General features: G+C 63.8%; 11 protein-coding genes and 1 pseudogene. 7 read left to right on the top strand and 5 right to left on the bottom strand.

Features of this window, described 5'->3' with window-relative positions; genetic code table 11:
* Positions 1-91: 91 nt before the first annotated feature.
* The 3 genes from NKI95_RS18370 to NKI95_RS18360 are packed head-to-tail and all read right to left on the bottom strand — an operon-like array spanning position 92 to position 2,959.
* On the bottom strand, positions 92-709 hold the full coding sequence (locus NKI95_RS18370) for a response regulator transcription factor (RefSeq protein WP_352502293.1): 618 nt from the start codon (positions 707-709) through the stop codon (positions 92-94).
* Positions 706-2,220: a sensor histidine kinase gene (locus NKI95_RS18365; RefSeq protein WP_352718689.1), complete on the bottom strand. Its 1,515-nt coding sequence runs from the start codon at positions 2,218-2,220 to the stop codon at positions 706-708. Before NKI95_RS18365 ends, NKI95_RS18370 begins: the two co-directional genes overlap by 4 nt.
* A gap of 34 nt (positions 2,221-2,254) precedes the next feature.
* The gene (locus tag NKI95_RS18360) at positions 2,255-2,959 is read right to left on the bottom strand and encodes a YoaK family protein (protein WP_352718687.1); all 705 of its coding nucleotides are present in this window, start codon (positions 2,957-2,959) and stop codon (positions 2,255-2,257) included.
* A 182-nt stretch (positions 2,960-3,141) separates the two neighbouring features.
* On the opposite strand from NKI95_RS18360, the gene NKI95_RS18355 reads away from it, so the two are divergent.
* From NKI95_RS18355 to NKI95_RS18340, 4 genes are all read left to right on the top strand, one after another.
* Complete coding sequence (locus NKI95_RS18355; RefSeq protein ID WP_352718686.1) at positions 3,142-4,191, top strand: cupin domain-containing protein; 1,050 nt, start codon at positions 3,142-3,144, stop codon at positions 4,189-4,191.
* A gap of 46 nt (positions 4,192-4,237) precedes the next feature.
* Positions 4,238-4,735: a Dps family protein gene (locus NKI95_RS18350; RefSeq protein WP_352718684.1), complete on the top strand. Its 498-nt coding sequence runs from the start codon at positions 4,238-4,240 to the stop codon at positions 4,733-4,735.
* A 103-nt stretch (positions 4,736-4,838) separates the two neighbouring features.
* Entirely contained in the window at positions 4,839-6,572 is a 1,734-nt protein-coding gene (poxB, locus tag NKI95_RS18345; RefSeq protein WP_352718682.1) for a ubiquinone-dependent pyruvate dehydrogenase, read from the top strand.
* A gap of 201 nt (positions 6,573-6,773) precedes the next feature.
* Positions 6,774-7,151: a TetR/AcrR family transcriptional regulator gene (locus tag NKI95_RS18340; protein WP_352718762.1), complete on the top strand. Its 378-nt coding sequence runs from the start codon at positions 6,774-6,776 to the stop codon at positions 7,149-7,151.
* Positions 7,152-7,312: 161 nt separating this feature from the next.
* Here NKI95_RS18340 and NKI95_RS18335 read toward each other — a convergent pair whose 3' ends face one another.
* A complete protein-coding gene (locus tag NKI95_RS18335; protein ID WP_352718679.1) occupies positions 7,313-7,537 on the bottom strand; it encodes a hypothetical protein in 225 nt (74 codons plus the stop codon).
* Positions 7,534-8,199: a DUF6088 family protein gene (locus NKI95_RS18330; RefSeq protein ID WP_352718677.1), complete on the bottom strand. Its 666-nt coding sequence runs from the start codon at positions 8,197-8,199 to the stop codon at positions 7,534-7,536. The genes NKI95_RS18335 and NKI95_RS18330 overlap by 4 nt, the downstream gene beginning before the upstream one ends.
* Positions 8,200-8,399: 200 nt before the next feature.
* On the opposite strand from NKI95_RS18330, the gene NKI95_RS18325 reads away from it, so the two are divergent.
* The 3 genes and pseudogenes from NKI95_RS18325 to NKI95_RS18315 all read left to right on the top strand — a co-directional run bounded on the left by NKI95_RS18325 (position 8,400) and on the right by NKI95_RS18315 (position 13,854).
* A complete protein-coding gene (locus tag NKI95_RS18325) occupies positions 8,400-9,158 on the top strand; it encodes an ImuA family protein (RefSeq protein ID WP_352718675.1) in 759 nt (252 codons plus the stop codon).
* On the top strand, positions 9,073-10,596 hold the full coding sequence (locus tag NKI95_RS18320) for a Y-family DNA polymerase (protein WP_352718672.1): 1,524 nt from the start codon (positions 9,073-9,075) through the stop codon (positions 10,594-10,596). The genes NKI95_RS18325 and NKI95_RS18320 overlap by 86 nt, the downstream gene beginning before the upstream one ends.
* Positions 10,593-13,854: pseudogene (locus NKI95_RS18315) on the top strand (error-prone DNA polymerase). The gene NKI95_RS18320 and the pseudogene NKI95_RS18315 overlap by 4 nt, the downstream one beginning before the upstream one ends.
* Positions 13,855-13,880: the final 26 nt, after the last annotated feature.

Below are 13,880 nucleotides of genomic sequence, written 5' to 3'. Positions count from 1 at the left end.
CGCAGCATACTGGAGCGCGCTGCGCTAATGCCATCCAAATGCGCCCACCGGGGCACCAATTCAATCATACACAGGTTTAGTGTCGCCGGCGCTACCCTGACGGGCGCAGGGCCTCGCCCATCTTGACCAGCTCGGCAAGCGAACGCGCGGCCATCTTTTCCATGACATGACCCCGGTGGATCTTGACGGTAATCTCGCTGACGCCCAGTTCGCCGGCGACCTGCTTGTTCATCAGGCCGGTGGTGACCAGATCCATCACCTCGCGCTCGCGCGGGGTCAGGGTGGCGTGGCGCGCCCGGAGGGAGGCCAGTTGGGCATCGCCGGCACGGCGCTCACGATCAAGCGCTAGGGCCGCCGAAACTGCATCGAGCATGTCCTGATCGCGGAAGGGCTTGGTCAGGAAGTCGAGGGCGCCCGCTTTCATTGCCTTGACCGACATGGGAACGTCGCCATGGCCGGTCATGAACACGATAGGGATGGCGTTGCCCATCTGGGCCAGCTGGGTCTGGAACTCGAGGCCACTGACGCCGGGCAGGCGGATATCGAGCACCAGGCAGCTTTCCGAGATGACCGGGCCCCGTGCCAGGAAGTCGTTTGGCGAGGCAAACTGCTCTACCCGCATGCCCACCGAGCGGAACAGGCTATCGAGGGCATCGCGGAGCGAGGCGTCATCATCAACGACGAAGACCGTGGGTGCGACAGCCGTCATGGTTGTGTCTCCGTATGTGCAGGTAGATTGAACTCGAACGCAGCGCCGCCCTCTGCAAGCAAGTGGGCCCGCAGGGTGCCGCCATGGGCCTCCACGATCGAGCGGCAGATCGGCAAGCCCATGCCCATGCCTTCGTCCTTGGTGGTGAAAAAGGGCGTGAAGAGCTTTGCGGCGGCATCGCTGCTGAACCCCGGGCCGGTGTCGGTGATTTCAACGGACAATCCAGTGTCCGTGGGTCTCGAACGGATGGTCAGATCGCGCTGGGTGGTGCCTGTCGCGGCCATGGCCTGGATGGCGTTGACGATCAGGTTGATCAGCACCTGCTGCAATTGCACGCGATCGCCCAACGCCGGTGGCAACCCGTCCGCCAAGGCCAACTTGAGGCTGACCTGGTGGCCGGCGATCTCGCGCTGCACCACTCCCAGCGTGTCGTGCACCAGCTCGTTGACATCGACCGGCGCAGCCTGGGGCACGGCTTTGCTGGCGAGCGCGCGCAGACGCTTGATCACTTCGCTGGCGCGGCGCGCATCGGCGATCATGCGTTCGATGGCGGCGGAAGCCTCGGCAAGATCAGGCTCGGGCCGCCGCAGCCAGCGCAGTCCGGCTTCGCCATTGGTCACCACGCCCGCCAGCGGCTGGTTCACCTCATGGGCAATCGAAACGGTCAGTTCGCCCAGGGTCGCCACGCGCGACACGTGCGCCAGCTCGGCCTGCGCCTGGTGCAGATCGTTCTCGGCCTGATGCCTGGCTGTGACGTCCATGAAGCTGACCAATACCCTGTCGAGCGCCGGACGGTCTGTTGGCATGGCCACGGTATACAGAACATTGAGCCGCTTGCCGTCGACGGTATCGAACACGCTTTCGGTCTCGAAACTGGATTGTTCCGACCAGATGGCCTCGAGAAGTCGCCAGGTCGATGGCGCTATCTCGGGCGGAATCAGCGACGGCAGGCGCTGGGCAAATACTGCCAGGGTGGGGGCGCGGAACATGGTCAGCGTCCGGTCGTTGGCATTGATCAGCCGCATCAGGCCAGTGACCTCGCCAACTAGATCGGGCCTTTCGCGCGCGATGGCCGCGATGCTGGTGAAGCCTTCGGCCCGCAGGGCCTCCAGTCGCGCCTTGAGGGGCGAAAAGTCCATCTCGAGAATGGCCACGCCGGCCGCCCGGAAGATCGAGCGATAGCGCTGTTCGCTGTCGGCGATCACCGTGATGGTCGAGGCCAGCCGCAGCGCCAGAAAGGTTGTGACGCCGATGGCCGCCAGGCTGAACAGCCCACGTGCTGTGGCGCCGGCCTCGAAATCGGCACTGTGGGTAATGGCAAAGCTGAGGATGGTCAGGCCCATGCAGCCGGCTCCGACCAGCAGGGTACCGCGCCGGTTGGTGAAGTTGAGCGACAGCAGGACGACGGCCACATAGAGCACGGCGACGGCGATATTGAGCGGTGTCAGCGTATCGAAGATGAAGATGCCTGTGGCCAGAACGATAGCCGCGACAAAGGCATAGCGTGACATGGTGCCCCCAGCCGGAACATATGGCCGAGACATATCATAGGCTTCCGGCGTGGGGACGCGTTTTTGCGGTGACCACAAGAATTTCGCGGGCCACCAGCGCGCAGAGCGCCAGCGCTGCAAGGCCAAGGCAGGCGAGACCAGCGACGCGATGGGCGAGAGCGCCTGCGATGATGCCGGCGAGAAACCCCAGCATCACACTGCCGGTCTGCAGCAGCCTGACTGTGGGCCGGCGGCTGCGGCAGCTGTCGACAAGCTCAATCGCCATCTGGGTGGTATTGCTGGTCATGACATTGGTAGAGGCCGAGCTGGGGAGCAGCAGCCGCACGGTCGCGCTCTGGATGCCCATCGCCGCCAGACCAAACAGGGCCGGCCCGGCCGTGATGGGGTCCGCGCCGTCGTGCAGGCTCGCAATGGTGAGGCCGCACAGGAGCGCGGCCTCAAGGCCGAGCGAGCCGACCATCGCCAGGTGCTGACGCGGTCCGGATAGTCGAACGATGGCGGTGGTCACCATGCCAGCGAGGAGGAAAACGGGGATGGCGAGCACCTTGACGCCCAGACCGTCACCGTCGCCGAACAGGCCTGATCCAGCCACGACGTAGCTGCCTGTCACCTGGGCGACGAAGAAGCCCGCGAATGCCAGAAAGGTGCAGACATCGACATAGCCGGCGACGAGCGCCAGCATCACCGATAGTCCCGTGTCGCTGCGTTGCGCAGGGCTGGCGTCGTTCTTGGTCAGCATCAACATGCTCCTGGGCGCGCAGCGCCCCGCTCGGAAATAGCTGGCCAGAACCTAGCCGCAGCAACCGCAAGCCGTCGCCCTATACGCACGTATGAGCCGGCCAAACCAGCGTCCGATAGTGCGCTGAGTGGGGCCGCCGTAATTTGTGGCCATCGGGTTTGAAACCAGCAGGGGATGAGACGATGACCATGACCAAGAGCACCAGCCGCCACGTTGCAACACTATCGAGCCAGTCCCGGTTCGACGGCCCGATGGGTTCGATAACCCATGTAGATGCAGGCGATTTGCCGATCATGCGAGGCCTGTCGATCCGTGGGTTGCGCCTGGCTCCAAACGGGGTGCGCGAGCCGCACTGGCACGCCAATGCGCACGAATTGGGTTATTGCCTGCGCGGCGAAGCACTCATCACCATCGCCGCCAACCACGCCCAGCGTGAGAGTTTTGTGGTTGGCCAGGGCGAGATGTTCTTCGTGCCCAGCGGGGCGATGCACAGTATCGAAAACATCGGCAGCGAACCTGCCGAGTTCGTCCTAGCTTTTTCCCATGAACATCCCGAAGACTTCGGCCTAAAGGCCGCCTTCGGCGCCATGAGCAATGCGGTTCTGGGCAATACCTATGACCTGCCCAGTGCTGCCTTCGAGGACTTTGATCGCCAGCGGGCTGACCTTGAGATCGTTACTGTGCAGGGCCACACCCTGGTCGAGGGCCAGGCGCGCCATGTCAATGCTTACAAGTATAGCGTTGAGGCCACGCCGCCGCAGATCGATTTCCCGGCCGGCACCGCCCACACGACCAAGGCCGCCCTCTGGCCAGCGCTGCGCGACATTGCCATGTTCTCGGTACGGATAACCGATCGGGGCGCGCGCGAGCCGCACTGGCATCCTGAGACCGCCGAAATGGGTTATGTCGCGGCGGGCACCGCCCGCATGACCATTCTGGATCCGGATGGAAAGATCGATACCTACACGGTGACGCAGGGCGACGTGTATTTCATCCCGCCGGCCTATCCCCACCACATCGAAAACGTCGGAGCGGGCACGTTCCACGCCCTGATCTTCTTTGACCAGGTATCGCCCGGGGACATCGGCTACCGGTCGCTGATCAATGTGTTTCCGCGCAGCGTGCTGGCGCAGTCCTTTGGCATTGCGGAAGACCAGTTGCCGCATTTTCCCTTCACCGAGATCGACCCGCTCCTCGTGCCGCGCACCAATCCCATCGACCCCGTGATCTAGCCGCCGTTCCCCTTTCAAACGCCTACCCAACCAGAAGGAATTCAACATGAGCAACCTGACCGCACCCCTGCTTACCCCCACCGACCTGGGCAATGACGCCAGCCATGATATTTCGGCCGCCCTGACGGGCCTGCTGGCCGATACGTTCGCGCTCTATCTCAAGACCAAGAACTTCCATTGGCATATGTCTGGGCCACATTTCCGCGATTATCACCTGATGCTCGACGAGCAGGGCGACCAAATCTTTGCCATGACCGATGTGATCGCTGAGCGGGCCCGCAAGCTCGGTGGCACCACCCTGCGTTCGATCGGCCAGATTGCCCGCACACAGCGTATTGCCGACAATGATGCCGCCTTCGTTACCCCCGGCGACATGCTGGCCGAACTGGCCAGCGACAACCAGCAGCTGCTCGTGATCCTGCGGGCCTGCCACGGTGCTGCCGATGAGTACAACGATGTTGCGACCACCAGCCTGATCGAAGTTTGGATCGACGAAACCGAGCGCCGCGTGTGGTTCCTCTATGAATCCAACCGTCGCGCCTGACTTTGCACGGTGGTGCCGGCCAGTCCGGCGCCACTGCCCCTTGAGGGCCTGACCTTTCACCACGCCGCCGCTATGCGCGGCCACCGAGCCGGAGCGATTTGCCATGAGCAGGAATGTTGCTGAACTGATGGTCGAGACACTGGCCGCCGCCGGCGTGAAACGGATCTATGGCGTGGTTGGCGACAGTCTGAACGGGTTTACCGATGCCTTGCGGACCCATGACGAGATCGAATGGATCCACGTTCGGCATGAGGAGGTTGCCGCCTTTGCCTCCGCAGGGGAGTCCCAGGTTACCGGGGAACTCGCAGTGTGTGCGGGGTCATGCGGCCCGGGCAATCTGCATCTGATCAATGGTCTGTTTGATGCCCATCGCAGCCGCACGCCGGTACTCGCGATCGCGGCGCAGATTCCGACCGCTGAAATCGGTAGCGGCTATTTCCAGGAAACACATCCGCAGAACCTTTTCGCCCAATGCAGCCACTATTGCGAACTGGTGTCTGATCCGAGCCAGCTGCCATATGTGCTCGAAAATGCCATTCGCGCTGCCGTGGGCATGCGCGGCGTTGCCGTCGTGGTCATTCCCGGCGACGTCGCCCTGCGCGACGCCCCGGCTCGCGCTGTCGCCAGCCGGCAAAGTCTGCTGCCGTCTCTGCCCCAGGTTTACCCCGCCGATGCCGACATCGAGGCGCTGGCGCAACTGATCGGCGAGGCGCGCAAGGTGACACTGTTCGGCGGTCGCGGTTGTGCCGGTGCCCATGCGCCGCTGATGGCGCTGGCCGAGGCCCTGAAAGCGCCAATCGTCCATGCCCTGGGCGGCAAGGAATATGTCGAATACGACAATCCCCATGACGTGGGAATGACCGGGTTCATCGGCTTTGCCTCGGGCTATGAGGCCATGCACGATTGCGACCTGCTGGTCATGCTGGGGACCGACTTCCCCTACAAGCAATTCCTGCCGTCTACATGCAAAATAGCCCAGGTCGATATTCGACCCGAGAACCTGGGGCGCCGGGTACGTCTCGACGTCGGCGTGGTCGGCGATGTGGGGCTGACGATTGCCGCGCTCTTGCCCCATGTGCCGGCGCGCACAGACCGGGCCCATCTGGATAAATCGCTCAAGCGCTACGCCGCTTCACGCAAGGGGCTCGATGATCTGGCCGCGGGCACCGCAGGGCGCGGGCCGATCCATCCGCAATATCTGACCAAGGTGGTCAGTGACCTGGCAGCCGAGGATGCCGTGTTCACCTTCGATGTCGGCACGCCCACCATCTGGGCGGCCCGCTATCTCGAGATGAATGGCCGGCGCCGGCTGGTAGGTTCGCTGGCACATGGTTCGATGGCCAATGCCATGCCGCAAGCCATCGGCATCCAGGCGGCGCAGCCCGGCCGCCAGGTGGTCGCGCTCGCCGGCGACGGTGGCTTCTCGATGCTGATGGGCGACCTGATCACGCTGCGCCAGCAGAATCTGCCGGTCAAGATCATCATCCTCAACAATGGCGTACTGGGCTTTGTCGCCATGGAAATGAAAGCGGGCGGGTTTCTCGAAACCGGTGTGTCGCTGGATAATCCCGACTTTGCCGCCATGGCACGGGCCATGGGCATCCATGCCATCCGCGTCGAGGATTCGGGCGAGTTGCCCGGTGCAGTCGCCGACATTCTGGCCCATGACGGACCGGCCCTGCTTGATGTCGTCAGCGCCACCCAGGAGCTGTCCATGCCGCCCACGATCACCAGCGCCGAAATGAAGGGCTTCGGCCTGTGGATGATCCGCGCCGTGATGAGCGGTCGCGGCGATGAGGTGATCGATCTCGCCGCCACCAATCTGCTGCCCCGCTAGGATATGACCGAAATGAGCTCTTCTGAAGAGAAGTCCGCTGCGGGCCTATCGGACATGGGCTTCGTCCTTAATCACCCCGAGGTCTTTTTGCCTCGCCCTGTGGGTATTTGGAAGCTACACTCAAATGTATAGGTGCTACATTTTTCTTCAGGCGGCCAACTCTCGAGTGCCGGACTATCGTTGTGAAGATGACCATACAAAATCACGCCGGCTCTCGCGGGCCCTTATGCCAAATCCGCGCAGCGCTCCATCGACATCCTTGATGCTGCGGCGACGGTCTTCGCCACTCACGGCTATCGCGGAGGCTCGCTGCGCGACATCGCTCGTGAGCCGGATTTGAGCTTGACCAGCATTGTCCACCACTTCGGGACGAAGTTTGAACTCCTCGAAGCCGTGCTTGAGCGTGCGGACAAGACCGATGGCAACGAGATGTTCGATTTTGGCGCTGCCTGCGCGCAGTACGGGAGTCGCGCATGCCACCCTGGAGCGGGCCCGCTCGGGCCTCGAACGCCCAGGAACACTCAGGCTGTTCGCAATCCTGTCGGCCGAGTCGTCCGCACCCGAGCATCCCGCACATGACTGGTTTGTCGAGCGATATCGCCGCAAGACCGAGGAGCTCGCCGCGGCATTCGCCTTCGACCAAGCGAAGGGCCGTGTTGACCGCGCTCGTGACCCCCATCTGCTTAGTCGATTGCTTATCGGCGTCTGGAACGGAATTCAAAGGCACTGCCAGGCAATCCTTATGACGGCCACTCGCTGGCAAGCGTCATCCCCGATATGGAAAACACCATCCGCGGCTCCCCCTCAGGCCGTTCGTGGTAGAGCGAATTGAGGGTCCAGCAGACCCAGAAATCCTTTTCGACATTACCCACCGGAGCTCCGATCCGATTGGCCGTGGCGAGGAACAGGTCGAGCCGGTCACGTGGAGATGCCGCGATGATCTGGCGGTAAGCATCAGTACTCATGGCTTCGCCTCGTGCGGGTCCGCCCTCAGGATTTCGCGGAGGAACTCCTGCATCCAGATCGGCACGGCGGAGAGACCGGCGCGCAGGTCCTCGCGGATGGCCTCGCCGTGCTTGGGGTCGGCAAACAGGCGGCGCAACGTCGCCTGGATACGCTTGCGTTCGCCCTTCTGGGCCAGCATGTCCTGCATCCAATGCAAGGCCTGGACGACCCGCATCCCCGGCCGATCCGCCCAATAGAGGCGGCTAGGGGCAGCGTATTTGAAGTGGATTTCCTGCGTGCCGAGCTTGATTGGCTTCAACCGCGCATCGACCAGCACTTCTATTCGGGCGGGGACGGCGGTCGTCAGGCCGAGGTCGTTGGCGGCCGTCATACCATCGATGACGGCACGCGCCCGATCGCGGCGCGTGACGGCGCGGATCACAGCGCGATAATCCGGCACGGTGGCGCGGCCTGTCAGGTTGTTCGTGCGCGGCCGGTCATAGAGGCCTCGGTCGATCCGGCGCAGCTCCCCTGCGGCTGCCAGGCGCTGCAGGGTTTTGTCCACGGCGGCACGCGCGCCGAGATCGGCGAAGTCGCCGGGGGTCCAGACCTCGTCCGGTTTGGACTCAGTGCGGGCAAGCAGGCGTGAGCGAACGTCGGTATCGGGCTCAACTATGGACATGTCCGAAATATGCTACAATTTTCGGACACACTCGTGGCGCCTAAAACTCCAAAAATGGAACTCGCATTTTCGCATTGAGGATATGGCCCCGAGCATCGAATGCCTCCTTCCCCAAGGGCACGACATCATCCCGGTTGACTCTTACCCAAGACGAGAACAAATGTAGAACATATCCAGGCTTTCCGCGTTTCAAGGGTCAGATGAGTGTATCGGCGCCCCCTGTTGCCATTTCCGAGCTTCGAGAACGCATCGCGCGTCTCGAAGGTGGAAATGCGCGCGAGCGTACGGTTTTGCCGTTCGGAGTGGCCGCGATCGACAGGGTTCTGCCTGGAGGCGGGTTGGCTTTTGGCGGTCTGCACGAGGTCGCGGGTGGCGGAAATGGCGCTGTCGATGGCGCGGCCGCGGCACTCTTCGCTGCCGGTATTGCCGCGCGCACGGTGGGCAAGGTGCTGTGGTGCGTTACCCGGCCCGATCTTTTCGCGCCTGCAATCGAACAGGCCGGCCTTCCTCCGGGACGGGTAATCTATGTCGAAGCCGGCGACGAAAAATCCATTCTCGCCTGTTTCGAAGAGGGTCTTCGCGGAGGTTTTGGCGCTGTCGTTGCCGAGATTGCCCGGCTTTCGATGACGGCCTCACGGCGGCTTCAGCTTGCCGCCGAAAGCTCCGGCGCCATCGGCATCGCCATCCGCCGCTGGCGTCGGCAGACGGAGGCAACGGATTTTGGGCAGCCAACCGCCGCCGAGACACGCTGGCGGGTGTCGGTCCTGCCGTCGACACCATTGCCGGTGCCGGGGATTGGACGGGCGCGCTGGCACGTTGAACTGATCCGATGCCGTGCAGGAGAGAGTGCAGATTTCATAGTGGAGGCTTGCGATGCCAAGGGTCGTATCGCTCTTCCTTCCGATGTGGCCAACAGACCGCTTCAGAAGGAAATCGGGCGACGCCGCGCCTCCGCCTGAGACGCCGCTCGTCCTCATCGGCCGTGACGGGCGCCGCCGTGTCGTGCTTGCCGCTGATGCTGCAGCCCACGCAGCGGGCCTGCGCATCGGCATTCCGGCGAGCAAGGCGCAGGCGCTGGTCCCGGGCCTGATCGTCCATGATGCCGAGCCCGATGCCGACGCCATGGCGCTCGAGCGATTGGCGCTGTGGGCGTTGCGCCGCTACGCGCCAATCGTCAAGGCCGATCCGCCGGACGGCCTCGTCATCGACACGACCGGCGCCGACCATCTGCATGGCGGCGAGGCGGCAATGCTTGCCGAGATGGTAGATCGGCTTGCCGCTGCCCGCATTACAGCCCGGGCGGCGGTCGCCGATAGCTGGGGGGCGACCCACGCGCTGGCGCGCTTCGGCACCCGGGCCACGATCGTTGTGCCAGCTGGCAAGACAGCCCAGGCGATCCTGCCATTACCGATCGCGGCGCTTCGCCTGCCCGCCGCGACGATCGACAGCCTAAGGCGGCTGGGATTCGAGACAATCGCCGACCTCGCCGGCACGCCGCGCGCGTCGCTCGCTCTGCGTTTCGGACCGGAACCCGGTCGCCGCCTCGACCAGGCGTTTGGGAGGGTGAGCGAACCGATCGAGCCGATCCGGCCGGAGGAGATCGTCGAGGTACGCCGTAATTTTGCCGAACCGATCGGCGCGCCAGAGACGATCGCCCGCTATACAGGCAAGCTGGTGGCGGAACTCTGCATTGACCTCGAGACGCGGGGGCTTGGCGCGCGCCGGCTCGATCTTCTGTTCTTCCGTGTCGACAATCGCATCGAGGCGATCCGTGTCGGCACGGCAACGCCGGTTCGCGACACGAAGCGCATGACCCGGCTCCTCACCGACAAGATCGAGACGATCGACCCGGGATTTGGCATCGAGCAGATGCGGCTAGCCGCGACTGCCGCCGAGCCGCTGCGGGCGAAACAGACGATCTCTTCACTTGCCGAGGCGCCGGAACCTGATGTCTCGGATGTGATCGACATCCTCGCCAACCGTGCCGGCGAGGACCGGCTCTATCGCTTCGCCCCCGTGCAGAGCGACGTTCCCGAACGCTCCGTTCAGCGCATTGCCCCGATGGCGCCTGATACCGGCGAGGGCTGGCCGGGCCATTGGCCGCGACCGTCGCGGCTGCTGCCGCGGCCCGAGCCGATCGAGACGGTAGCACTTCTTCCCGACCATCCGCCCGTGACCTTCACCTGGCGCGGGGTGCGCCGCCGCGTGAAACGGGCGGACGGCCCGGAACGCGTCTTCGGAGAATGGTGGAAGCGCGACGCCGAGCTCGCGGCGGTGCGGGATTATTTTCAGGTCGAGGACGAGAACGGCGAGCGCTACTGGGTCTACCGCGCCGGCGACGGCGAAGACGCCGCGACCGGATCGCATAAATGGTTCATGCACGGGATCTTCGGATGACTGGCGCAACCCGATATGCCGAGCTGCAGGTGACCTCGCATTTCTCGTTCCTGCGTGGAGCATCATCCTGCGAGGAGCTGTTTGCGCAGGCGGCACTGCTTGGCATCGAGGCGCTCGCTGTCGTCGATCGCAATTCGCTTGCTGGCATCGTGCGCGCGCATGAAGCGGCAAAGACGACAGGCGTCCGGCTGATCGTCGGCTGCCGTCTCGATCTCGCCGACGGAATGTCGATCCTGGCCTATCCCACGGACCGGCCGGCCTATTCGCGGCTCTGCCGGCTGCTTTCGCTCGGCAAGGGCAGGGCCGGCAAGGCAAAGTGTCATCTCGAATGGGATGATGTCGTTGCCTATGGCGAGGGACTGATCGCGGTGCTCGTGCCGGACGAAGCCGATGATCTTTGCGCCGTCCGGCTGCGGCGGCTGCGCGAGGCTTTCGGCGATCGCGCCTATCTGGCGCTCGCCTTTCGCAGGCGTCCGAACGACCAGCTCCGGCTTTACGAGCTGGCTAACCTGGCGGCCGCGATGCGCGTGCCCACCGTCGTCACTAACGATGTGCTTTTCCACGAGCCGGCCCGCCGCATGATGCAGGATGTCGTCACCTGCATTCGCCACAACGTCACCATCGATGACGCCGGCTTCCGGCGCGAACGTCATGCCGACCGCTATCTCAAACCGGGCGATGAAATGGCACGGCTGTTCAGCAATTATCCTGAGGCGCTAGCGCGCACCGTCGAAATCGCCGGCCGCTGCCGTTTCTCAATGGACGAGCTCGCCTACCAATACCCCGAGGAAAAAACGATGCCGGGCCTCACGGCGCAGCAGGCACTGGAAAAACTGACCTGGGAAGGTGCGGCCCGCCGTTACCCCGAGGGCTTGCCCGACAAGGTGGTCAAGATCCTGAAACACGAGCTGCGGCTGATCGAGACGCTCAAATATGCGCCGTACTTTCTGACCGTCAACTCGATCGTCCGCTTCGCCCGCAGCCAGGACATCCTCTGCCAAGGCCGCGGCTCGGCCGCCAATTCAGCGGTCTGCTATGTGCTCGGCATCACCTCCATCGATCCCGAACGCAACAACCTCCTGTTCGAGAGGTTCGTTTCGCAGGAACGGCGCGAGCCGCCCGACATCGACGTCGATTTCGAGCATGAACGGCGCGAGATCATCATGCAGTGGGTCTACGAGACCTACGGTCGCGATCACGCAGCATTGTGCTCCACGGTTATTCGTTATCGCACCAAGGGCGCCGTCCGCGATGTCGGCAAGGCGCTCGGCCTGCCCGAAGACATGACCAAACTCCTGTCCTCGCAGGTCTGGGGCCATGGCGAGGCGGTCGATGAACAGCGCGCCGGCGAGCTCAACCTCAATCTCGGCGATCGGCGGCTGCGCCTGACACTGGAGCTGGCGTCCCAGCTTGCCGGCACGCCGCGGCACCTCTCCCAGCATCCGGGCGGCTTTGTCCTGACGCATGACCGGCTCGACGATCTCGTGCCAATCGAGCCGGCGGCGATGAAGGACCGCCAGGTCGTGGAGTGGGACAAGGACGACATCGACGCGCTGAAATTCATGAAGGTCGACGTGCTGGCGCTCGGAATGCTGACCGCGATGAAGCGTTCCTTCGATCTCCTGTCCGAGCACAAATGCATCGCCCTCGATCTGGCGACGATCCCGGCCGAGGATCCGCGCACCTACGCGATGATCAGGAAGGCCGATACGCTCGGCGTGTTCCAGATCGAATCCCGCGCGCAGATGTCGATGCTGCCGCGCATGAAGCCCCGAACTTTCTACGATCTGGTCATTGAGGTCGCGATCGTCCGGCCGGGCCCGATCCAAGGTGACATGGTCCATCCCTATCTTCGCCGCCGCGACGGCCAGGAAGAGGTGACGTTTCCGACGCCGGAGCTCGAGCGCGTGCTCGGCAAGACGCTCGGCGTGCCGCTGTTTCAGGAGCAGGCGATGCAGGTCTCCATGGTCTGCGCCGGCTTTTCCGCCGGCGAGGCCGACCAGCTGCGACGCGCAATGGCCACGTTCAAGCACACTGGCGGCGTCTCGAAATTCCGCGACAAGCTGATCAACGGGATGATCGCCAACGGCTACACCCCGGAGTTTGCCGAAAAGACCTTCTCGCAACTCGAAGGGTTCGGCAGCTACGGCTTCCCCGAAAGCCACGCCGCCTCCTTCGCTCTGATCGCCTACGCCTCATCCTGGATGAAGTGCTGGCATCCGGATGTCTTCTCTGCCGCGTTGCTGAATTCGCAGCCAATGGGTTTTTATCTGCCGGCCCAGATCGTGCGTGATGCTCGCGATCATGGCGTCGAGGTGCGTCCGGTCTGCGTCAATGCCAGCCGCTGGGATTGCACGCTCGAGCCGACCGATGCCGAAGATCGCTTCGCTGTCCGCCTTGGTCTGCGCATGGTGAAGGGTCTCGCCAATGATGACGCGGCCGCAATCGTCGCTGCGCGGGCCGACGAACCCTTCCTCTCGGTTGACGATCTCTGGCGCCGCGCCGGCGTGCCGGCGGCTTTCACTTGTCCAGCTCGCCGAGGCCGACGCATTTCTGCCGGATCTGAACCTTGCCCGCCGCGATGCGCTCTGGGCGATTAAGGCGCTGCGCGATGAACCTTTGCCGCTGTTCGCGGCCGCCACGTCCCGTGAACAGAAGACCGTGCCTGAAATCCACGAGCCTGTCATCACGCTCAGACCGATGACGGCCGGCCGCGAGGTTGTCGAGGATTACGGTCATATCGGGCTGACCTTGCGCAGCCATCCGGTGTCGTTTCTACGCGCCGATCTACGCCGGCGTCGCATCGTGACTTGCCAGGAAGCCATGCAGGCGCGGGACAAACGATGGCTCGAGGCCGCCGGCCTGGTGCTGGTGCGGCAAAGGCCGGGCTCGGCCAAAGGCGTCATGTTCCTCACCATGGAGGATGAGACCGGCGCCGCCAACGTCGTTGTCTGGGTCAAGGTGTTCGAGAAATTCCGTCGCGTGCTTCTCTCGTCGGCCATGCTCGGCGTGCGCGGCCGCATCCAGCGGGAAGGGGAGGTCGTGCATCTCGTCGCCCACGAGTTGACCGATCTGTCGGCCGAACTCGCCAGCGTCGGAAACCGCGAGACGCCGTTTCCATTGCCACACGGCCGCGGTGACGAGGCCCATCATGGCGGATCGGGCATCGATCCGCGCGGCATGCCGAAAACGCGCGATATCGTCGATCCCTACGAGCACACCGATCGCATCAAGGTGAAGACGCGGGACTTCCGATAGAAGCTGCAGCGGATATACCGTCATCA

The organism is Mesorhizobium sp. M0306, assembly GCF_040321655.1.
Classification (GTDB): Bacteria; Pseudomonadota; Alphaproteobacteria; order Rhizobiales; family Rhizobiaceae; genus Mesorhizobium.
This window is presented reverse-complemented; position numbering and strand designations above follow the sequence as displayed.